Source organism: Neorhizobium sp. SOG26 (genome assembly GCF_003491345.1).
In the GTDB taxonomy this organism is placed as follows: domain Bacteria; phylum Pseudomonadota; class Alphaproteobacteria; order Rhizobiales; family Rhizobiaceae; genus Neorhizobium; species Neorhizobium turbinariae.
In genome coordinates, this window is record NZ_CP025512.1 from 1,980,193 (window position 1) to 2,000,690 (window position 20,498).

The following is a 20,498-nucleotide window of genomic DNA, read 5'->3' on the forward strand; positions in this document are numbered from 1 at the left end:
CCATGGATCAAGAGACCTCATTCATGAAGATGTCCAAGCAGTTTCCCCTGAATGCGCTGCGCGTGTTCGAATCCGCCGCGCGGCAGATGAGCTTCACAAAGGCCGGAGAAGAGCTGGGGCTGACGCAGACCGCGGTGAGCTACCAGATCAAGCTGCTGGAAGACACGCTCGGCGAACAGCTTTTCCTGCGTCGGCCCCGGCAGGTAACGTTGACGGAAGCGGGCAACCGGCTGGCGCCGCGCATCAGCGAAGCCTTCGCGATCATGAACGATGCGGTGGCGAGCCTCAGCAATACGTCGGAGGGGACGTTGATCATCCACACGACTGCGACCTTCGCGTCGCGCTGGCTGAGCCGTTACCTTGGCACGTTCCAGCTGCAAAACCCGGGGATCGCGGTGCTGCTTGAGACATCGCAGGAAACGATCGACTTCACGCGCACCCAAGGCGACGTCGCCATCCGCAGCGGCAGCGGCACGTGGCCGGGGCTCAAGTCGCATTTCCTGATGAAGAGCCATTTCACGCCGATGCTGAGCCCGCAACTGGCGGAAACCATCGGCGGGGTGAAGACGCCGGAAGACATCCTGAAGCTGAGGATCATCGACCCCGGCGATATCTGGTGGCCGATCTGGTTTGCCGCGGCCGGCCTGCCGGATGTGGACCTGAAGAGCCGGCCGATCAGCCGGTTCGGCGCCCAGTCATTCGAGGCGGCGGCGGCCGTGGCGGGCCAGGGCGTGGCGATCCTGAAACCCGAATTCTACACCGACGACGTCGCGCTCGGGCGGCTGATCCAACCCTTCGACATTCTTGCCAGCGACGGCAGCGACTACTGGCTCGTTTACCCCGAAGCGAAGCGCAATCAACGCAAGATCCGGCTGTTCCGCGACTTCATCCTGAAGATCATGGCGGACGAACCCGACCAACTGCCTGGTTGAGTCACGGTCAGAAGCTCATGTCCGGCGCATAGAAGCAACGCAGGTTATCTTCCGTCGGATAAAGGCAGATGTGGTATTCCTCGTCCTGGCTGCGCCGGGCCTGGCTCTGCTTCATGGTGAAGCGGTGCGGGCGCGTGATCATCCGATGGTCGCCGGGCTTCAGCTGGATCTCGTAGCCGTTCTCCGTCACCTTGACGTTGCGGGTGGAGATCATCTGGCAATCACCGGTGTGGTTGTCGCCATTGCAGCAGAAGCCATCATATTTCCACGCCATGCCACCCGCGCTGTGGGCCTCGTGGGCAAGTGCGGCAGTCGAAAAAAGGCACGCGAACGCAACCATCGATCCTGTCAGAACAAGACGCATAAGCTTAGTCTCCGTTGATGAACCAATCATCCCCGGCGAGCCTGTCACGCATTACCCGGCGCCCGCCGGTGCATCTGCATTGCATGTGAAGAATGTCATCGCCGGCCCGGCCACGTTTGGGAGGGGAAGCGGCGGTGTGAAAATCTGCGGCATTCGGTATCAAAAGCGCGCTATGAGGCTTTGAACTCAAAGCCAATGTTCCAGGTTCCCACGCCCGCGCAAAATGTTCCCGCAGAGAGGCACTTTCTTCTTGAGCGGTTTTTCCGCAAAGTGGCCCCGAGTCAGGGGATCATGTGACGGACGAAGGGGTGCCTGAATGTATGAATATGCCGTAGCCTGGGAGTGGCTGAGTTTTGCCGCTCGCTGGTTTCATGTGATCACTGCGATCGCCTGGATCGGTTCGTCCTTCTATTTCATTGCCCTCGATCTTGGCCTCGTGAAGCGGCCGCACCTGCCGGTCGGCGCCTATGGCGAGGAATGGCAGGTGCATGGCGGCGGCTTCTACCACATCCAGAAATACCTCGTGGCGCCGGCGCAGATGCCCGAGCACCTGACCTGGTTCAAATACGAGAGCTATTTCACCTGGCTCTCCGGCTTCCTGATGCTGTGCATCGTCTATTACGGCGGCGCCGACCTCTTCCTGATCGACCGCTCGGTGATGGACCTTCCGGCATGGCAGGCGGTGCTCATCTCGGTTGCGTCCCTCGCCGTCGGCTGGGTGTTTTACGACCAGCTTTGCAAGTCGCCGATCGGCAAGAACACCTGGGGTCTGATGGGCGTGCTCTACCTGGCGCTGATCGCCATGGCCTGGGGTTACACGCAGGTGTTTTCCGGCCGCGCGGCCTTCCTGCATCTTGGCGCCTTCACCGCAACGATCATGTCGGCGAACGTCTTCTTCATCATCATCCCGAACCAGAAGATCGTCGTGGCGGACCTGATTGCCGGTCGCACCCCGGACCCGAAATATGGCGTCATCGCCAAGCAGCGCTCGCTCCACAACAACTACCTGACGCTGCCCGTCATCTTCTTCATGTTGTCGAACCATTATCCGCTGGCGTTTGCGACCGAGTTCAACTGGGTGATCGCGGCGCTGGTCTTCCTGATGGGTGTCACGATCCGGCACTGGTTCAACACGACGCATGCGCGCAAGGGCAAGCCGACCTGGACCTGGCTGGTCACGGTACTGCTGTTCATCGCCATCATGTGGCTCTCGACGGTGCCGAAGGTGCTTTCCGGCGAAACCGAGACCTCCATGTCGCCCGTCGCGCAAAAGTTCGCCGCAAACGACCATTTCGGCGCCGCCCGCGATGTCGTCCAGGCGCGTTGTTCCATGTGCCACGCCGCCGAGCCCGTCTGGGAGGGCATCAACTTCACGCCAAAATCTGTGAAGCTGGAGACGGACGCGGAGATTGCCGCGCATGCGCGGGAAATCTATATCCAGGCAGCCCGCAGCCATGCCATGCCACCCGGCAATGTCACGGCCATCACCCCGGAAGAACGCCGGCTCCTCACCGCCTGGTATGAAAGCAGCATTTCGCAATGACCACCAAACTCATCCGTGGACGCCTGCTGTCCTTCAAGCGCGCGCCGCTCTCCATGACCGACAGCGCCAGCTACGTATACGAACACGACGGCGCGCTGCTGGTTGCGGACGGCAAGATCGCTGCCGCCGGCGACTACGCCAAGGTCAAGGGTGAAGCCGCGACAGACGTGGAGGAGATCGACCACCGCCCGCACCTGATCATGCCGGGCTTCATCGACTGCCACATGCATTTCCCGCAGATGCAGGTCATCGCCTCCTATGCCGGCAGCCTGCTGGAATGGCTGAACACCTATACCTTCCATGAGGAATGCCGCTTCGTCGAGACCGACCATGCGGCCCGCATCGCCACCCACTTCTATGACGAACTGCTGCGCCACGGCACGACGACGGCCGCGGCCTATTGCTCCGTCCATAAGGCCTCTGCCGACGCCTATTTCGCCGAAGCCATGAAGCGCGGCATGTGCATGGTGGGCGGCAAGGTGATGATGGACCGCAACGCACCGCAGGGCCTGCTTGACACGCCAGAGATGGGTTATGACGAGACACGCCAGGTGATTGGCGACTGGCACGGCAAGGGCCGCAACCACGTAGCGATCACGCCGCGCTTCGCCATCACCTCGACGCCGGCGCAGATGAAGGCGGCACAGACGCTTGCGGAAGAATTTCCGGACCTCTTCATCCAGACGCATCTTTCCGAAAACCACGAGGAAATCCGCTACACCTGCGAGCTATTTCCCGAGGCAACCGACTACACCGACATCTATGATCGTTACGGGCTGCTCGGTCGCAAAACCCTGCTCGGCCATGCCATCCATCTCTCCGAACGGGAGGCGGATGCGCTGTCCGAAGCCGGCAGCGTGGCGGTGCATTGCCCGACTTCGAACCTGTTCCTCGGCTCCGGCCTTTTCCCGATGAAATCGCTGATGCGCCGCGACAAGCCGGTGCGCGTGGCGATCGCCACAGATATCGGCGGCGGTTCGAGTTACTCCATGCTGCGGACGCTGGACGAGGCTTACAAGATCCAGCAGTTGCTGGGCGAGCGGCTGAACCCGTTTGAAAGCTTCTACCTGATGACCAGGGGCAACGCCGAGGCGCTGTCGATGGAGAACGATATCGGCACCCTGGATGTGGGCTCGACTGCCGACCTGGTGGTGCTGGATGCGGCGCCGACGCCCGCGATGAAGCTTCGGATGGAAACGATCCAGAGCCTGCCGGAAGAACTTTTCCTGCTGCAGACGATGGGCGACGACCGCGCCGTGGTGGAAACCTATGTCGCCGGCGAGGCGATGAAGAGCGTATTGGCGTGAGGCTGGGAGGCATCGCCACCTCGCCCGCCAAGGGCGCTATCGCTTCCTGGCCGTGTCGTAAACTTCCGAGCGCTCCCGCTTGCCGACCGCCACGACGACAACCGTGATCCGCTCGTCTTCCACCCGGTAGACGAGCCGGTAGCCGGCGGCGCGCAGCTTGATCTTGTAGTGGTTCGGCATGCCTCGCAGCGCATCGGCCGACACCTGCGGTTGCTTCAGCCTTTCGCCGAGTTTCTTCTTGAACTGATGCTTCAGCGTTGCGCCGAGGCGGTCCCACTCCTTGCGGGCGGACGGCAGGAACTCGAGCTTATAGCTCATCAAGGTCGACCGGCACGCCCTTCTCATCGGCACGCGCCTTGGCGAGTTCGACCAGCGCCTGGTCGTCAAGAGCGTCCACCATGGCCTCATAGGTCGTAGCCGGCACCATGTAGGCCATGACGCGGTTGTGGTTCAGGATCGCGATGGGAGAGCCGGTCGCCCCTTCCACCAACGCCGAGGGGTTCTTCTTCAGTTCGGAGACACTGACGGCTATCGGGGCTTCCACGCGCTGCATCCTGATCTCCTGCATGATCAATTCTCGGTACTATATTTAATACCATTTGATCTGCAGATGTCGACTCGTCTGCGTTACACGCGACGGCAGTTGGCGTAGAACGGGCTACATGCACAACCCTGCATAAACGGGGACATTTCGGCTGGCAGCACAGCCGGAATATGGTAGGTCTCCGGGATCAACTTCCAAGGAAAATGATGAAATGTCCAAGCCGCTGACCATTGCCGATTTGAAGAAACTTGCCCGCCGCCGTGTGCCGCGGATGTTCTTCGACTACGCAGACAGCGGCGCCTGGACGGAAGGTACCTACCGGGCCAACGAAGAGGATTACAGCAAGATCAAGCTGCGCCAGCGCGTGCTGGTGGACATGACCGATCGCTCGCTGGAAAGCACCATGGTGGGCCAGAAGGTGTCGATGCCCGTCGCGCTGGCGCCGACCGGGCTGACCGGCATGCAGCATGCCGATGGCGAGATGCTGGCAGCGAAGGCGGCCGAAGAATTCGGCGTTCCCTTCACCCTCTCGACCATGAGCATCTGCTCGATCGAGGACGTCGCCTCGGTCACCTCCAAGCCCTTCTGGTTCCAGCTTTACGTGATGAAGGATCGCGGCTTCATCGAGCGGCTGATCGGGCGGGCAAAGGCGGCGAACTGCTCGGCGCTTGTTGTTACTGCCGACCTGCAAATCCTCGGGCAGCGCCACAAGGATATTCGCAACGGCCTGTCGGCACCGCCGAAGCCGACGCTGGATGCGGCCCTCCAGCTCGTCACCCGGCCACGCTGGTGCCTGGAGATGCTGGGCACCAAGCGCCGCTCCTTCGGCAATATCGTCGGCCATGCGAGCAATGTTTCCGACCTGTCCTCGCTCGGCGCCTGGACCGCAGAACAGTTCGACCCGCGGCTCTCCTGGAGCGACATCCGCTGGATCAAGGATCTGTGGGGCGGCAAGCTGATCATCAAGGGTATCCTTGACGAGGAGGATGCGCGTGCCGCGGCCGATACCGGTGCCGACGCGATCATCGTTTCCAACCATGGTGGTCGCCAGCTGGATGGTGCGCCGTCCTCGATCAGCATGCTGCCGAAGATCGTCGAGGCCGTGGGTGACCAGATTGAGGTTCATGTCGATGGCGGCATCCGCTCCGGCCAGGACGTGCTCAAGGCCGTGGCGCTTGGCGCCCGCGGCACCTATATCGGCCGGCCGTTCCTTTATGGGCTGGGTGCCATGGGCAAGGCTGGCGTGACGACGGCGCTCGAGATCATCCGCAACGAGCTCGACATCACCATGGCCCTTTGCGGCAAGCGTGACATCCAGACGATCGATCGCAGCATCCTGGCGAACACCTCCTTCTAGGCTGGTCCTTCTGGGTCGGCCGCCGCCAGCCTTCCGATCACTGTTGAACCCATCGAGCAGGCGCACCGCGCGTGCTTGTCTTTGCTGCGCTGCACATAAGCGAGACCGAGCGAGGAACTTCGTCGCCTCCTCCCTGTTGGGGGCCCGACAACCTCAACCAATCTCACTTGAGTGGAGCATTACATGACCCTTGCAGGGAAGAAGATCGCCATCCTCATCGCACCCCGCGGCACCGAGGAGCCCGAGTTCAAGAAGCCCAAGGAAGCTGTGGAAGCCGCTGGCGCAACGGTGACAGTGATCGGTCTTGAAGCCGGCGAGGCACAGACCAACAACAACGACCTAGACCCAGGCAGCAGCTACACCGTCGACAAGACCGTCGGCGAAGTCTCCGCCTCCGACTTCGATGGGCTTGTCATTCCCGGCGGCTGCGTCGGTGCGGACAAGCTGCGCGCCGATGCCGCAACCGTTTCCTTCGTGCATTCCTTCTTCGAGCAGGCAAAGCCGGTCGGCGTGATCTGCCATGGCCCGTGGCTGCTGGTGGAAGCCGGCGTGGTGAAGGGCCGCACGGTGACCTCCTACCCGACGCTGAAGACCGACATCACCAATGCCGGCGGCAACTGGGTCGACAAGGAAGTGGCGGTCGACAAGGGGCTGGTGACGAGCCGCAATCCGGACGACCTGCCGGCCTTCTGCGCCAAGATCGTCGAGGAGTTCGAGGAAGGCAAACATCCGGCACAGGCCCGCAGCGCCTGAGGCAGGCTCGACCCGATCGTCGGGCACAGGAGACATACATGGACAACAAGGTTCAGGTGACGCGCCGCGCCATGGCGGGCGCGGGCGGGATGATGCTCGCCGCGGCGGCCGCCGTGGGGCCGGGCTCATCGGCGGCATCCGCCCAGGAAATGGACACCAAGATGGACGACCCGCGCACGAAATATCCGCAGCCGCCGTTCCCCTCACAGTCGCAGCCCTTCCCCGGGCTTGCGGACAGGATGGATCCGCGGCCCGACCGTGGCGAGGAAGTTGCAAGGGCTCCGGGTGGCTTGCCGGGCGCAGGGCGCTGACCACCGGCGGCGATTCCGGCACGGGACGGGCGGCGGCGATTGGGCTATGCCCGTGAAGGCGCCGACGTTGCGATCAACTACCTGCGGGACGAAGACTACGGCCAGGTTGATGGTGCGGCCAGCGGCATCGGCCAGCCTTGAACGATGCGGAAAAGGCGCCGGAAGCTCCGGCGCCTTTTGTCTTTACATGCCGACCTTGACGTTTTCACCCATGTCAGGCCGGGTATTGCTGACCGCGGCAGCCGCCATCTTCACATAGCTGATCACGGTGCCGGGGCTATCCCAATATTCCGCTGAGGTCGGCCTGACCTTGAGGATGCGGATCGACGGGTCATCCGGATTGTCCCACCAGGCCTTGGCCGGTGTTGCCCAGAGATCGCGGATCTTTTCGCGGTCGTTCTGGATTTCGGCGGTGCCCGAAACTGACAGATATGTCTGTCCCTTCGGGTCGGCAAAGGCGAGGCAGACGGCCGGGTAACGGGCGATTTCTTCATCCTTGTGACTCGCCACGTCGGTCAGGAAATAGAAGGCGTTATCGCTGCGCTCTGCATAGGCAGACATCGGGCGCGAACGAAGGTCGCCGCCCGACTGCGTGGTGAGCATGCAGAACCCGATCTTCTCGGCGAGTGCCCAAACCTTGCTCTGGTCGTCTTCGGCATGTGCCATTGGTCTCTCCTTCTTGTGACGGGAGAGAACGACCAGCTTTGGCTCTTGTTCCTGGCTCTCGTGACGGGATCAACCGATCGTCATCAGGCTCGCATTTCCCCCGGCGGCTGCCGTGTTGATCGAGGTCGAGACCTCCTCCACCAGCCAGTTGAGGCAGTAGGCTTCGACATCGGATTCCAGCTGGGCCGTCGTCGCCGCCTGGACAAGAACCAGCGGGCCATCGAGCGCGGCGATGCGCTGGTTGATCTCAACGATACGCGATCCGTCACCTTCCACCAGTGCGGCGGCGAACGGTCCGTCTGCGTTCCAGTCAGCCGTCCAGGACAGGCGCGCCGCAACGCTCGGCGGGACGTTGCTCAATGCCTGGCGAAGCGCGGGGCGATCATCCACAACAAGGTGGTTGCCCGTGGCAAGTGCTGCCGCCATTTGGCGATAGAGCCCCTGTTCGGTTTCCGGCGCCAGCAGCACGCGACCGCGCGGATGCAGCGCATAAAGGTTGCGCTCGCCGACCGGGCCCACAAGCTCCTGCACCAACCCGACCGCCGACTGGCTGCCGAGTTCACGCGCGGCATCGGCATCGGCGGTCCTGCCCGCGGCCGCGAGCCAGGTGGCAAAGTCACGCAGCGCTGGGTCCATGTGCACCGAGCTGTACTGCGGCGGTACCGGCGGCTTCTGCACGAGCCGGCCGAGGTAAAGCGGGCCGCCAGCCTTGGGACCCGTACCCGAGAGCCCGCGCCCGCCGAACGGCTGCACGCCGACAACCGCGCCGATGATGTTGCGGTTGACATAAAGGTTGCCGGCTTTCACGCGGCTCGTGACATGCGCGATCGTCTCATCAAGCCGCGTATGGAGGCCGAAGGTCAGGCCGTAACCCGAACCGTTGATGTCATCGATCAGGCGATCGAGGTTCTCGCGGCGGTAGCGGATGACATGCAGCACCGGCCCGAAGATTTCCTTCTTGAGGTCGGAAAGGTTCTTCAGCTCGATGATGGTCGGCGGCACGAAGGTGCCGCGACGGGTAGCTTCCGGCAGCGGCAGTTGGTCGACCTTGCAGCCGAGCCGACGCATTTCCTCGATATGCCGTTCGATGCCGGCCTTGGCATCCGCGGTGATGACCGGGCCGATGTCGATGCTGAGCTTGTCGGTGCGGCCGATGGAAAGCTCCTGCAGCGCGCCCTTCAGCATGTTGAGCGTGCGATCAGCGATATCCTCCTGCAGGCAGAGAACCCGAAGCGCCGAGCAGCGCTGGCCGGCGCTGTCGAAGGCCGAGGCAATGACGTCGCCCACCACCTGTTCGGCAAGGGCGGAAGAATCAACGATCATGCCGTTCTGCCCTCCGGTTTCGGCAATCAGCGGGATCGGCTTTCCGGCGGCCGAAAGGCGGTTCGCAAGCTGGGACTGGATCATCCGGGCAACGCCGGTGGAGCCAGTGAACATGACGCCCGCCGTCTGCGGCGCATCTATCAATGCGGCACCGAGGCTGCCGCCGCCGGGCACGAACTGCAGGGCGCCACGCGGCACGCCGGCCTCATGCAGGATCTTGACGCTTTCATGCGCAATGATCGGCGTGACGCCGGCGGGCTTGGCCATGACGGCATTGCCCGCGACAAGCGCTGCCGCGACCTGGCCGGTGAAGATGGCAAGCGGGAAGTTCCAGGGGCTGATGCAGACGACGGCACCGAGCGGGGCATGCGACGGTCCGAGCGTGCGGCGCGCCTGCTCCGCGTAGTAGCGCAGGAAATCAACCGCTTCGCGCACCTCGCCGATCGCATTCGGCGCGGACTTGCCGGCTTCGCGGATGACGATGCCCATCAGGCTGGTGATCCGCTCTTCCATGATGTCGGCGGCCCGGTCGAGGCAGGCGGCCCGTTCCGCGGGCGGCACCTTCGCCCATTCGGCAGCGGCTTCCCCTGCCATCGCTGCGATGCGGGCGGCATCCTGCGGTTCGACCTCGGTCACCTCACCGACGATGTCTTCGTGGTCTGCCGGATTGCGGATGATATTCGTCGTGCCGTTTTCCGAACCGTCGGCCAGCAGGGGCTTGGCCTGCCAGTGCACTTCAGCCGTTGCGGCAAGATCGGCGCCAAGTCGCGCAAGTTCCGTTTCATTGGCAAGGTCGATGCCGGCGGAATTCGCGCGCGCGGCGCCGTAGAGATCGCGCGGGTTGGCAATCAGGTCATGCGGACGCCCGACCGGCGACATTGCCTCCACAACGTCGACGGGATCGGCAATGAGTTCATCTACCGAGATCTTCGGGTCCGAGATACGGTTCACGAAGGAGGAATTGGCGCCGTTTTCGAGGAGGCGACGCACGAGATAGGCCAGCAGCGTTTCATGCGTTCCGACCGGCGCGTAGATGCGGCAGGGACGGTTGAGTTTCCCCTCGCCCACCACCTCGTCGTAGAGCGGCTCGCCCATGCCATGCAGGCACTGGAATTCGTAGCGCCCGGTTTCGAACTCCGGCCCGGCGAGATGATAGATGGTCGCCAGCGTCTGTGCATTATGGGTTGCAAACTGCGGGAAGACGGCGTCACCCGCCGAAAGCAGCTTCCGGGCGCAAGCGACATAAGCAACGTCTGTATGGACCTTGCGGGTGTAGACGGGGAAGTCCGGGAGGCCTTCCAACTGGGCGCGCTTGATCTCCGCATCCCAATATGCGCCCTTCACCAGCCGTACCATGATGCGACGCCCGGCGCGGCGCGCGAGATCGATGATGTAGTCGAGCACGAAGGGGCAGCGCTTGCCATAAGCCTGCACCACGAAGCCGAGGCCATTCCAGCCCTTCAGCGCCTCGTCGAGGCTTAGTTCCTCGAGGAGATCGAGCGACAGTTCCAGGCGATCGGCTTCCTCGGCATCGATGTTGAGGCCGATGTCGTAGCGTTTGGCGAGAAGCGCCAGATCGCGCACCCGCGGCAGGAGCTCGCTCATCACCCGTCCTGCCTGGGCACGGGTGTAACGCGGGTGGAGCGCCGACAGCTTGATCGAGATGCCCGGCCCTTCATAGATGCCACGGCCAGCAGACGCCTTGCCGATCGCATGGATGGCGTTCTCATAGTCGCGATAGTAGCGGGCAGCATCCGCCGCCGTCGTCGCGGCCTCACCGAGCATGTCATAGGAATAACGGAAACCGCGTGCCTCAAGCGGACGTGCCCGCTTCAGGGCCTCGTCGATCGTCTCGCCGGTCACGAACTGCTCGCCCATCATCCGCATCGCCATGTCGACGCCACGACGGATGACCGGTTCACCGCAGCGGGCAATGAGGCGTGTCAGCGCCGCGGCAAGGCTGCGGTCGTTGACGGTGGAGGTGAGCTTGCCTGTGACGACCAGCCCCCAGGTCGCGGCATTGACGAAAAGCGAGCGGCCGCCGCCGACATGCGACTTCCAGTCGCCTTCGGAGATCTTGTCGCGGATCAAAGCGTCGCGGGTGGCCGTATCGGGGATGCGCAGCAGCGCTTCCGCCAAACACATCAGGGCGACGCCCTCCTGGCTGGAGAGCGAATATTCCTGCACCAGGCCTTCGACGCCGGTACCCTTCTGCTTGGCGCGCAGCGCCTCGATGAGCTTGCGGGCCGTGGCGCGCACCGGCTGCTTCAGGTCCGAGGGAAGCCTGGCCGTTTCGATGAGGGGCGGCAGACATTCCGTTTCCGGCCGCCGATAAGCGGCGGTGATCGCCTGGCGCAAGCTGCTCTGGGGGCGGATGGGCGGCGCGAAATCCGCAAAGGGCGCATCGGAACGGGACGGAGCAGCTTCAACGGCAGACTTCGGCATGGACAACCTATCGAGGGCAAGAGATCAATGCCTCCTTCATAACATGAAGGTGCGAGGCAATCCGACTTGAAGAGCGCATGTTAAGGCTGATAGGGACTTCTTTCGTCTCATCGAGGAAACCAAAATGCCTACAGAAGCCGGCGTCTTTAGTGAACTTGACCAGTTCGATCGCAAGATCCTCGAGATCCTTGCGCAGGACGGCCGCATCTCGATCACCGACCTTGCCGCCAAGGTTGGGTTGTCAAAGACGCCGTGCCAGCTTCGCTTCCGGCGGCTGGTGAACGACGGCTATATCGAAGGTTTTCGTGCGGTGCTCAATCCATCGAAGATGCAGCTCGACCACATTGCCTTCGTGGAGGTGAAACTCTCCAATACGAGCGAGGATGTGCTGAAAAGCTTCAACGCTGCGGTGAAGAAGATCCGCGAGGTCGAAGAGTGCCACATGATCGCCGGCCGCTTCGACTACCTGCTGAAGATCCGCACCCGCGACATCGGCCGTTATCGCCGGGTTTTGGGCGAACGCATCTCCACCTTGCCGCATGTGGCAAGCACGTCAACAAACGTGGCGATGGAGACGGTCAAGGAAGGCTGGCACTAGGTGGCGTCAGCCGCGACCAGTTGGTCAGCACCAGCCCTTGCCGCTTCCGGGGCGCTTGGCGAGCCCCTCGCGCACCAGGATATCCGAGAGCGCCATGCCGTTGCGCTTGATTTCCCGCAGCTGGTGGCCATCAACCTCCGCATCATTGCCGGCCCACGTGACAAGCTCGAACGGACCGGAATCAAGAAAGGCACGAACCCGCAGCTCTGCATCGCTCGCCTTGATCCGCTCGGTTTCGCAACGCGGCTTCTTGATATCCGGCACTTCGATGCCGACAAGGCGGATCTTCTGGCCGTGGATGACGAAGCGATCGGCCGATACGACGCAATCATCCTGCTTGGCGGTGCCGCACAGGAAGAACTTGCCCTGGTAGGCGCCGGCGATCTTCGGATCAGCCTTTGCCATCTGCGGCTTGCTGGTCTCATCCATGCCCGGCCTGCCGATCGGCGCGGGCGGAATGAGCGCTGCATTGCGACGAACCTCGGGCGCTGTCGCGGGCTTAGGCGCCTTGTCGCGCGATACGCTGGCGGAAAGCGGCGCTGGCGGAACCGGGTTGGCAGGCACGGGAATGGGCCTGGACGCAACAGCGGTTGGCTTGCTGCTCGTCAGGTGGCTGGAGACAAAACGCTTGGCCGCTGCGGAATTTTCATAAAGCGCAAGACCGCCACCGACCACCACGAGGGCTGCGAGCCACGGCCAAAGCCCGGATCCGGTCGTCTTGGCAGGCCGTCTGGTGCTTTTGCGTCTCGAACCGGATTTGCTGCGCGCCATGAGCGAATCTCCTTCATTGTCGAGGAGGAGTATTCCGGGCAAGCATTGCTGAATGGTTTCCGTATGAGCCTCAGCTTGACAATGTGTATCGATGTGTACAGATTTCGATGATGAAGAGCGCCGAGGTCATCGCACTGCTGCGCAAGGATGGCTGGGTTGAAGTTGCTCAACGCGGCAGCCACATCCAGTTCAAACATCCTGTGAAACCGGGCCGAGCAACGGTCCCACATCCGAAGCGGGACATCCCGCTCGGCACGCTGCGCAGCATCGAGAAGCAGGCAGGCATCAAGCTGAGGTAAAGCCTATGAGCAACTACATCGGTCTCATCCACAAGGAACCGGACAGTGACTACGGCGTGTCCTTTCCGGACTTCCCGGGGCTTATAACGGCTGCACCCACGCTGGACGAGGCGCGGCAGATGGCCGAAGAAGCGTTGGCTTTTCATGTCGAAGGAATGATCGGGGACGGTGACGCCATTCCAGAGCCATCAACCCTGGAAAGCATCATGACTGACCCGTCAAACAAGGACGGCGTGGCGGTACTCGTGAGCCTGAAGACCGCCGCTGCCAAGGCCGTGCGCATCAACATCACGCTACCGGAAGACGTGCTGCAAACGGTCGATGCTTATGCCGAAGCACGGGGCCTATCGCGCTCCGGATTCCTCGCACGCGCAGCGATCCACGAGATTGAACGAGAGACCGCCGGCTAATCAGGGTGAGCGTCAACTGCCGCGATAGGTCGAATAACCGTAGGGCGAGAGCAGAAGCGGCACGTGGTAGTGCGCCGTCACATCCGAGATGCCGAAGCGGATCGGGATGACATCAAGGAAGGCCGGTTCGGTGAGCGTCACGCCGCCTGCGCGCAGGTAGTCTCCCGCGTGGAAGACAAGCTCGTATTCTCCGGCGATAAAGGTCTCGTCAGCGAGGATCGGTCCGCCATCGACGCGCCCGTCGGCATTGGTGACCACCGTCTTCACCTTAACTCGCCCCTCGCCTTCCAGGCGGTAGAGGTCGATCTTCAGCCCCTGCGCAGGCGTACCCTTGGCAGTATCAAGAACGTGGGTGGTCAGTCCGGTCACAGGCGGGGCTCCATGATCATGTAGGGTGCATCGAAGGTTTTTTCTTGGAGATTGGCGGCTGGGTTATCGCGATCAACGACGAGGAAGTCGCTGACTTCGCCGAGCGCCATCAGCGGATGGTGCCAGACGTTCGGGAAATAGTTCACGCCCTGGCCGGCTTGTGCCAGGAAGACCTGCGGCACGCCCGGGCGTCCATCTTCGTCAGCGGAGACGGCAACCAGGAACGGGCGGCCGGAGAGCGGCATGAAGCTCTGGCTGCCGTAGGGGTGCCGCTCCATCATGTCGATCGTGTACGGAAACTGCCGCGGCCTGCCGCGAAAAATACTGAAGATCAGCCGCTCGGGTGCTCCGACCACAACCGGTTCGGCCAGCGCATGATAGCGTTCGGTGGTGCCGCCATTGATAAGGCGCATCGTGCCTGGATCGGCTTCAATGACATCACCGAAGGGAGCGAAGGCCTGCTTGGTCAGCGGCTTGATGTTGAGATAGGTACTCACTACTCCCCCTGGGGACGCCAGTGATGAAGGGCGTCGAGTTTTTGCAGAAGATCCGGCAAGGCAATCCTGACCGTATCGAAGACGATCGGAAGCTCCAGCTGATAATAATCGTGTACTGCCAGATTGCGCATGCCGCGCATCTTGGTCCATGGGATGTCAGGATGTTCCACCGGAAAATCCGGATTCCGCGCGACGATCCGGGACGCACCTTCACCGATGAGCACGAGCGACATGGCCACGGCCATTTGCGTGCGTCTGTCGCCGAGGAACTGCTCGATCGTCATCTCACCGACAAACTCGCGGGCCTCCATCGCCGCAGCCCGCATCTGGTCCAGATCCTCCTTCAGGCGATCCAGCTTCATATCGTGGTGGCTTCCGAAAGGATGCGTTGGCGCATCGAGGGCCGCAGGCCTCCGTCGGTCACCAGATCGACCTTCCTCTGGAGGATCTTTTCCAGTTCGTTCTGCAGGCCGCCGAGATCAAACAGGGTCAATCCCGGAAGCGCGTCCACCAGAATATCGATGTCACTGTCAGGGCCATCTTCACCGCGCGCAACGGAGCCGAAGACGCGCGGGTTTGCAGCGTTGAAGCGTTTCGTGGCTTCGCGAATCGCGTCCCGGTTTTTCTCCAAAGCTTCAGATGGCCTCATGACGGCATCACTCCTGATGCCGGCAATATAGGTGAGAGACAGGCTTTCGGGAAGCGTCACGCCTTGGTGCCGAAGAGCCTCAACCGCATCGTGCCGCCATCCGGATGCATGGCATAGCGCACATGCGTGACCGGACCGATATCGGCCACGACATCGGCGCCGTATTCGTGCTGGTGGTCCATCTGCAGCTTCTGGCGCGGCAGGATCGGCTTCCAGGTTTCCGATGCTGCGATCTCGGCCTCCGAGAGCTCATCACCAAGCTCCGGCAGGTATGCGCCCAGAAGTTCGCAGGTATCGGGGAAATTGCCCTTGAAGAAGGCGGTGTCGACGGTGACGCGCTTGATCGTGCCCGGATGGCCGAGCCGGATCACCGCCCAGTCGTGGCCAGGCCCGCGGCGACGCTTGGTTTCCCAGCCATCGCCCATGTTGATGCCGCGCCCCGGTCCCAGCATCTTGTCCGGGTGGCCGTAATGGGCATCCGACCAGGCGAGCGACTTTGCGCCATGGAAGATATAGGCAAGGTCAATCTCTTCGTCTGCGCCGACCTTCGACCAGTCGAAATGCGCCGAACCATAAACGCGAAGACGCGCGATTCCGCCATCGGGGTAGATGTGGAGCCGCAGATGCGTCCAGACCTTGTCCTTGTCTGCGTTGTCGAAGAAGTGGTGGGCACTGGGCCCGAGCGGCGACTTGTCGAGGATCTCGGTCCACTCAATGGATTCGATCGCGTCACCCTCTTCGATGAAGGCAGCCTCGATCGAGCAATGCGGCGGATAGTTGCCGGTGAAGTAGCTGGTGTCGACGTCGAAACCGAAGATGCGGCCCGGCATGGCGAGCTTGACGATCGCCCAGTCGTGGCCGGCGACGCGCTTGCGGCGGCTTTCCCAGCCGTCCATGTACTTGCCGTTGTCGTCGTAGAGATCCGGATCGAAGCTTGCCGGCGCATCGGCCAGCATGCGCTCGAGCGGCGCAAAGAACTCGTCGGTCGCATACAGGCCCTTCGCGCCGAGGCGCGCGGATGCAAGGTTGATCGAGCCCTTCGCGAAATGGGGCAGGCTGTTGTCGCTGGTCTCGGTCATTTTGATGTCTCCGGTAGCAATGCGATGAGGCGCAGAAGCGCAATCTTTTCAACCTGGGCGGCGGCCGTTGCGAACTCGTCTTCCACGCTGTTGTGGATGCGTTTTTCGAAGGCCGCCAGGATATCGTTCTTGTTCAGCCCCTTCACGGCGATGATGAAGGGAAAGCCGAACTTCGCCATGTAATGGGTATTGAGCTCGGTGAAGCGAGCGTGCTCGTCCGGGCTCAGGCGATCCAGCCCGGCACCAGCCTGTTCCTTACGGCTTTCTTCGGTGAGCTCGCCGGCGATCGCCAGCTTGCCGGCAAGATCCGGATGGGCGCGAAGCACGCCAAGCCGCTCCGCATAACTCGCCCGGCGGAAGATGGAGGTCAGCGCGTCGTGCACGCCCTTTGCCGTCAGCGGCACGAAGATCAGGCCGGCGTCATAGGCGCGCTCGGCAATGAAGGGCGAGTGCTCGAAGACGCCACCGAACCGCTCTATGAAGTCTGCGCGCGCAGTCATGGTGCACCTGCCGGGCGATGATGCTGGTGCCAATGGCGGGCAATCTCGATGCGTTGCGGGATCCAGACCTTGTCGTGCGACAGCACGTATTCGATGAAGCGGCGCAGCGCGGCGGCACGACCGGGACGACCGACGAGGCGGCAATGCAAGCCGACCGACATCATCTTCGGCGCGCCTTCCTGGCCTTCCCGGTAAAGCGTGTCGAACGTGTCCTTCAGGTAGGTGAAGAACTGGTCGCCGGCATTGAAGCCCTGGGGCGTCGCGAACCGCATGTCATTGGCTTCCAGCGTGTAGGGAATGATGAGGAAGGGTTTTCCGTCCAGTCCGGGCACCCAGTAGGGAAGATCGTCGGCATAGCTGTCGGAGGAATAAAGGAACCCACCCTCTTCCATGACGAGCTTCAGCGTGTTGGTCGATGGCTTGCCCTGGTACATGCCATAGGGTCGCTCGCCGACAAGCTCGGTGTGAAGGCGCACGGCCTCCAGGATGTGCTCGCGCTCCCGCTCTTCCGGGAAATCCTTGTATTCGAGCCAGCGGTAACCGTGGCTGGCGATCTCCCAGCCGGCTTCCTTCATGGCAGCTACGGCTTCCGGGTTGCGCGCCATGGCGAGCGTCACGCCATAGACTGTCGTCTGCACCTTGAGTTCGGTAAACATCCGCCAGAGCCGCCAGAAGCCGGCGCGCGAGCCGTATTCGTAGATCGACTCCATGTTGAGGTTTCGCTGGCCAGGCCATGGCGCGGCCCCAACGATCTCCGACAACAGCGATTCGGAGGCCGGATCACCATCGAGGATCGAGCTTTCGCCGCCTTCCTCGTAGTTGATCACGAACTGGATCGCGATATTGGCACCATTAGGCCATTGGGGACTGGGAGGGTTGCGGCCGTAGCCGACAAGATCGCGCGGATAGTCTTTTGCCTGCATCACTCACCTTCAACACGTCGACGGACGGTAGCGCACCCGTTCCGGCACTGTCGAGATGGAAAGATCAGCTCACGAGGCCACAGCTTCGGTTTTGCACCGGCATGAACGTCTAAGCCTCAGGCCTGTTTTGTCGTGCGGGCAGCCGGGCGCGAGGCGGCAAGGAGATGGCTGGCGAGTGTGAAGGGGGCAGGAAGCCTCGGATCACGTGACATAACGGTGGCGAGCGCCGCATCCGCAAGCCGGTGGGCAAGCCCAAAACTTACCTTGAACCCGCCGGTAAGCGCGATGACACGCGGATGGTCCGGATGCGGTCCGACCATCGGGTCGCGATCCACTGCCTTCGGACGCAAGCCCGCCCAGCGTTCCACCACGGGTGCGGAGCCAAGTTCCGGCACCAGCGCGCGGGCTCGAGCGATCAAGGCCTCAAGCTGGGCATCGGTCGAAAACGCGTCCTCGAAACTGTCCTCGCTGGTGCTGCCGATGGCGACATGGCCGTCTTCATGCGGCACGACATAAAGCCCGTTGAGGAAGATCACCGGCAGCGTGGGATCCATCTCAGCCTTCAGAAGCGCCGCCTGCCCTTTGACCGGCGTGCCGACCGGCTGTCGCAACGGCGCCGAGACCGCCTGGAGGAGCGGAAACGAACGCCATCCGGCCGCGATGATGCAGTGGCCAAAAGCAGTGCGGTCGCCGTTGGCGAAGACCACGCGGTTGTCGTCCGGTTCGATGCGCTCCGCCTCGATATTCTCGACCACCGTCACATGCCGGGCGGTACGCAGGAAAGCCGCGAGTGCAGCGCAAAGTGCACGCGGCGAAACGCGCGCTGCGAGCGTATCGTGAACGACGCCTGCCTCGGCAAAGGATGATGCTGGCCAGCCGGTGCGGTACGGCCGCTCCAGCACATGCCAGTGGAAGCGGCGGCCGCGCTGGTTCCAGCAGGTTTCGGCATCCTTGGAGTGGCGATCCGCGATCATCCGCAGATGCGGCTTCGGGAGCGGGATGAGGCGCCCCGAGCGGCGATAACCGCAGGAAAGGCCTGTGGCCGCCTCGATCTCGGCGATCTCCTCCTCGAGTGACAACAGCGCGTCGAACTGGAACTGCTTCTTGTCGTTCCACTTGTCCGGCATGTGCGGCATGAGCGCGCCCAACAGGCCGCCGCTTGCTCCCTGCCCGAGTTCACCAGCATCGACCAGCAGGGTGTCGAGCCCAAGCATCTCGGCCTTCACAGCGGCCCACAGGCCCATGATGCCGCCACCGAGGATGACGAGATCGGCAGAAGCCGGCAGCGCAGCGGATTGCCGGCCATGAATTGATTGACCCGCACCACCGGCAGGATTATCCGCGTGTGACATGAACGATCGTCATCCTGAGAATGCCGCGACAAGCGGCCAAATGCCTGAAAGCCAGACGCTGGATTGGAATGATGGCGATATGCCGTATTCGCGCGAGTTTGGCGATCATTTTTATTGCCAGACCGACGGGCGGCTCGAATGTGAGCATACCTTTCTCGCCGGCAATGGCCTGCCTGACCGCTGGTCACCGGGTGGAGACTTCAGGATCGGTGAACTCGGTTTCGGCACCGGGCTGAATTTCTGCGAGACATGGCGGCAGTGGAAGATCCACCGGAAGCCCGGCGCACATCTGCATTTCACGTCCTTCGAGCTTTACCCGATGCAACGCGGCGAGATCGACCGGGCGCTCGCCCGCTGGCCTCAGATCGATGCGGAGCGTCAGGCGCTCACAGCCGCCTGGCCGGATGATCCCAAGGGCCATGTCGTGATCGACCTGGACGCCCAGACGCGCCTTACCGTCGTTTGCGGACCGGCGCTCGAGGGCGTCTCGGCTGCAGAGCCAGGCTTTGACGCGTGGTTCCTCGATGGCTTTGCGCCCTCGCGCAATCCGGCGATGTGGTCGCAGGAATTGATGCAGGCAGTTTTCGAGAAGACCGCGCCACAAGGTACCTTTGGCACCTATGCAGCCGCGGGCTTCGTGCGCCGCAACCTGCAGGCAGCAGGTTTCACCGTCGAGCGCCGCCCGGGCTTTGCCGGCAAACGCGAGATGCTGTGCGGCCGCAAGGAAGCGACCACACAGCAAGACTAGGCCGGAAGGCTACGGCTGAGGGGTTACTGCGTACAGTTCGGGTTGCCGTGCATCTCGTGAGAGTTGCTCGCGTCGCCTTGCGTGTTCGCGCTCATGTGCGACGAGCAGTCTGCCGACGGGTTGGCAGTGCCGGACGTGCTGCCGGTGGAATTCGGATCGAGCTTGCCCGGCGTACCGGGTGCCGCAGCCGTGGGATCGCTCGGTCCGTTCATGACCGGATTGCTGGACGCAGCCGCACCGCCATCATTGCCGGCCTGGGCCAGGGCGCCTCCGGCCATCATCAGAGACAGGATCGTCGTTGCAATGAGCTTCTTCATCGGGGCCTCGCTCCTCGTTGGTTGGCAACGATCGAACTGGCAACCACTCCCGATGTTCCTGCATCTTGAAACTTGGCGATCTAGGCCATCTTCTGGAGCAGGATCTGGATTTCCGGTGACTTCGGAAGGTCCTCGTCGGGCGTCGGCTTCAGCCGCTTCCCGAACTTCGGATCCAGCCGGTACCAGTCGATCAGGGCCGATGCGACATCGGCCGCGGCTTCGTCCCGACGGTCGACGCCATTTTCTTCGCACCAGGCGACCAGAAACTTTTCCAGCAACTCGAGATCGTCGGGAGCGAGCGGTGCTTGTGCCGGAGCCTCACCCTGCTGAATCATGTTGTCCTCACTATGCAGGCGACTGTCCCAGCTCCCGCCTCTGCCGTTACTCGATGTTAGACATCGAAGCTTGTGCAGAACTTTCTAATATAATGAGGTCGACCGC

General features: G+C 62.5%; 25 protein-coding genes and 1 pseudogene. 10 read left to right on the top strand and 16 right to left on the bottom strand.

Translation table 11 applies throughout. The annotated features are described in order from the left end of the window. Positions 1-23 precede the first annotated feature (23 nt). Positions 24-932, top strand: a complete 909-nt coding sequence (locus CYG48_RS09810; RefSeq protein WP_118851587.1) for a LysR substrate-binding domain-containing protein — start codon at positions 24-26, stop codon at positions 930-932. Between the two features lie 7 nt (positions 933-939). Here CYG48_RS09810 and CYG48_RS09815 read toward each other — a convergent pair whose 3' ends face one another. Next, positions 940-1,296 carry a hypothetical protein gene (locus tag CYG48_RS09815; protein ID WP_118850216.1) on the bottom strand — a complete coding sequence of 119 codons (357 nt, stop codon included), beginning with the start codon at positions 1,294-1,296 and terminating at the stop codon, positions 940-942. Between the two features lie 316 nt (positions 1,297-1,612). Here CYG48_RS09815 and puuD point away from each other — a divergent pair, with 316 nt between their 5' ends. Both puuD and guaD read left to right on the top strand, forming a co-directional pair. Then, the gene (gene puuD, locus CYG48_RS09820; RefSeq protein WP_118850217.1) at positions 1,613-2,839 is read left to right on the top strand and encodes a urate hydroxylase PuuD; all 1,227 of its coding nucleotides are present in this window, start codon (positions 1,613-1,615) and stop codon (positions 2,837-2,839) included. Then, on the top strand, positions 2,836-4,146 hold the full coding sequence (gene guaD / locus CYG48_RS09825) for a guanine deaminase (RefSeq protein ID WP_118850218.1): 1,311 nt from the start codon (positions 2,836-2,838) through the stop codon (positions 4,144-4,146). Before puuD ends, guaD begins: the two co-directional genes overlap by 4 nt. 36 nt (positions 4,147-4,182) lie before the next feature. Here guaD and CYG48_RS09830 read toward each other — a convergent pair whose 3' ends face one another. Together CYG48_RS09830 and CYG48_RS09835 are read right to left on the bottom strand one after the other, a co-directional pair. Beyond that, positions 4,183-4,464: a type II toxin-antitoxin system RelE family toxin gene (locus CYG48_RS09830; protein ID WP_118850219.1), complete on the bottom strand. Its 282-nt coding sequence runs from the start codon at positions 4,462-4,464 to the stop codon at positions 4,183-4,185. Then, positions 4,454-4,699 carry a type II toxin-antitoxin system Phd/YefM family antitoxin gene (locus CYG48_RS09835; protein WP_118851588.1) on the bottom strand — a complete coding sequence of 82 codons (246 nt, stop codon included), beginning with the start codon at positions 4,697-4,699 and terminating at the stop codon, positions 4,454-4,456. The genes CYG48_RS09830 and CYG48_RS09835 overlap by 11 nt, the downstream gene beginning before the upstream one ends. A gap of 202 nt (positions 4,700-4,901) precedes the next feature. Between CYG48_RS09835 and CYG48_RS09840 the strand changes: the two genes are divergently transcribed. The 3 genes and pseudogenes from CYG48_RS09840 to CYG48_RS09850 all read left to right on the top strand — a co-directional run. After that, on the top strand, positions 4,902-6,047 hold the full coding sequence (locus CYG48_RS09840; protein WP_118850220.1) for an alpha-hydroxy acid oxidase: 1,146 nt from the start codon (positions 4,902-4,904) through the stop codon (positions 6,045-6,047). Between the two features lie 183 nt (positions 6,048-6,230). Continuing rightward, positions 6,231-6,800 (top strand): type 1 glutamine amidotransferase domain-containing protein, encoded by a 570-nt coding sequence (locus tag CYG48_RS09845; protein WP_118850221.1) that lies wholly within the window; start codon positions 6,231-6,233, stop codon positions 6,798-6,800. Between the two features lie 149 nt (positions 6,801-6,949). Beyond that, a pseudogene (locus CYG48_RS09850) lies at positions 6,950-7,207 on the top strand (SDR family oxidoreductase); the annotation flags it as partial. A gap of 87 nt (positions 7,208-7,294) precedes the next feature. Here CYG48_RS09850 and CYG48_RS09855 read toward each other — a convergent pair. Both CYG48_RS09855 and putA read right to left on the bottom strand, forming a co-directional pair. Then, positions 7,295-7,777: a pyridoxamine 5'-phosphate oxidase family protein gene (locus CYG48_RS09855; protein WP_118850222.1), complete on the bottom strand. Its 483-nt coding sequence runs from the start codon at positions 7,775-7,777 to the stop codon at positions 7,295-7,297. Between the two features lie 69 nt (positions 7,778-7,846). Next, positions 7,847-11,545: a trifunctional transcriptional regulator/proline dehydrogenase/L-glutamate gamma-semialdehyde dehydrogenase gene (gene putA, locus CYG48_RS09860; RefSeq protein ID WP_118850223.1), complete on the bottom strand. Its 3,699-nt coding sequence runs from the start codon at positions 11,543-11,545 to the stop codon at positions 7,847-7,849. A 124-nt stretch (positions 11,546-11,669) separates the two neighbouring features. Between putA and CYG48_RS09865 the strand changes: the two genes are divergently transcribed. Further along, positions 11,670-12,143, top strand: a complete 474-nt coding sequence (locus CYG48_RS09865; protein WP_118850224.1) for an Lrp/AsnC family transcriptional regulator — start codon at positions 11,670-11,672, stop codon at positions 12,141-12,143. 24 nt (positions 12,144-12,167) lie between these two features. Here CYG48_RS09865 and CYG48_RS09870 read toward each other — a convergent pair whose 3' ends face one another. Further along, positions 12,168-12,914 (bottom strand): hypothetical protein, encoded by a 747-nt coding sequence (locus CYG48_RS09870; protein WP_118850225.1) that lies wholly within the window; start codon positions 12,912-12,914, stop codon positions 12,168-12,170. 110 nt (positions 12,915-13,024) lie between these two features. On the opposite strand from CYG48_RS09870, the gene CYG48_RS09875 reads away from it, so the two are divergent. Together CYG48_RS09875 and CYG48_RS09880 are read left to right on the top strand one after the other, a co-directional pair. Continuing rightward, positions 13,025-13,213, top strand: a complete 189-nt coding sequence (locus CYG48_RS09875; RefSeq protein WP_118851589.1) for a type II toxin-antitoxin system HicA family toxin — start codon at positions 13,025-13,027, stop codon at positions 13,211-13,213. A 5-nt stretch (positions 13,214-13,218) separates the two neighbouring features. Further along, on the top strand, positions 13,219-13,623 hold the full coding sequence (locus CYG48_RS09880; RefSeq protein WP_118850226.1) for a type II toxin-antitoxin system HicB family antitoxin: 405 nt from the start codon (positions 13,219-13,221) through the stop codon (positions 13,621-13,623). 12 nt (positions 13,624-13,635) lie between these two features. Here CYG48_RS09880 and uraH read toward each other — a convergent pair whose 3' ends face one another. From uraH to CYG48_RS09920, 8 genes are all read right to left on the bottom strand, one after another. Then, positions 13,636-13,992, bottom strand: a complete 357-nt coding sequence (gene uraH / locus CYG48_RS09885; RefSeq protein ID WP_118850227.1) for a hydroxyisourate hydrolase — start codon at positions 13,990-13,992, stop codon at positions 13,636-13,638. Next, entirely contained in the window at positions 13,989-14,489 is a 501-nt protein-coding gene (locus tag CYG48_RS09890) for an ureidoglycolate lyase (protein ID WP_118850228.1), read from the bottom strand. Before CYG48_RS09890 ends, uraH begins: the two co-directional genes overlap by 4 nt. Continuing rightward, positions 14,489-14,851, bottom strand: a complete 363-nt coding sequence (locus CYG48_RS09895) for a HepT-like ribonuclease domain-containing protein (RefSeq protein ID WP_118850229.1) — start codon at positions 14,849-14,851, stop codon at positions 14,489-14,491. Before CYG48_RS09895 ends, CYG48_RS09890 begins: the two co-directional genes overlap by 1 nt. Then, the gene (locus CYG48_RS09900; protein ID WP_118851590.1) at positions 14,848-15,138 is read right to left on the bottom strand and encodes a nucleotidyltransferase family protein; all 291 of its coding nucleotides are present in this window, start codon (positions 15,136-15,138) and stop codon (positions 14,848-14,850) included. Before CYG48_RS09900 ends, CYG48_RS09895 begins: the two co-directional genes overlap by 4 nt. A gap of 56 nt (positions 15,139-15,194) precedes the next feature. Beyond that, entirely contained in the window at positions 15,195-16,217 is a 1,023-nt protein-coding gene (gene alc, locus CYG48_RS09905) for an allantoicase (protein WP_118850230.1), read from the bottom strand. Beyond that, a complete protein-coding gene (uraD, locus tag CYG48_RS09910; protein ID WP_118850231.1) occupies positions 16,214-16,717 on the bottom strand; it encodes a 2-oxo-4-hydroxy-4-carboxy-5-ureidoimidazoline decarboxylase in 504 nt (167 codons plus the stop codon). The genes alc and uraD overlap by 4 nt, the downstream gene beginning before the upstream one ends. Beyond that, positions 16,714-17,640, bottom strand: a complete 927-nt coding sequence (puuE, locus tag CYG48_RS09915; RefSeq protein WP_118850232.1) for an allantoinase PuuE — start codon at positions 17,638-17,640, stop codon at positions 16,714-16,716. Before puuE ends, uraD begins: the two co-directional genes overlap by 4 nt. A 116-nt stretch (positions 17,641-17,756) precedes the next feature. Further along, positions 17,757-18,992, bottom strand: a complete 1,236-nt coding sequence (locus tag CYG48_RS09920; RefSeq protein ID WP_118850233.1) for an NAD(P)/FAD-dependent oxidoreductase — start codon at positions 18,990-18,992, stop codon at positions 17,757-17,759. Between the two features lie 40 nt (positions 18,993-19,032). On the opposite strand from CYG48_RS09920, the gene mnmD reads away from it, so the two are divergent. Then, positions 19,033-19,740, top strand: coding sequence for a tRNA (5-methylaminomethyl-2-thiouridine)(34)-methyltransferase MnmD (gene mnmD / locus CYG48_RS09925; RefSeq protein ID WP_150132711.1), 708 nt, complete (start codon positions 19,033-19,035; stop codon positions 19,738-19,740). Positions 19,741-19,763: 23 nt separating this feature from the next. Here mnmD and CYG48_RS09930 read toward each other — a convergent pair whose 3' ends face one another. Further along, positions 19,764-20,057: a hypothetical protein gene (locus tag CYG48_RS09930; RefSeq protein WP_118850234.1), complete on the bottom strand. Its 294-nt coding sequence runs from the start codon at positions 20,055-20,057 to the stop codon at positions 19,764-19,766. Between the two features lie 80 nt (positions 20,058-20,137). Next, positions 20,138-20,392 carry a hypothetical protein gene (locus tag CYG48_RS09935; RefSeq protein ID WP_118850235.1) on the bottom strand — a complete coding sequence of 85 codons (255 nt, stop codon included), beginning with the start codon at positions 20,390-20,392 and terminating at the stop codon, positions 20,138-20,140. Positions 20,393-20,498 lie beyond the last annotated feature (106 nt).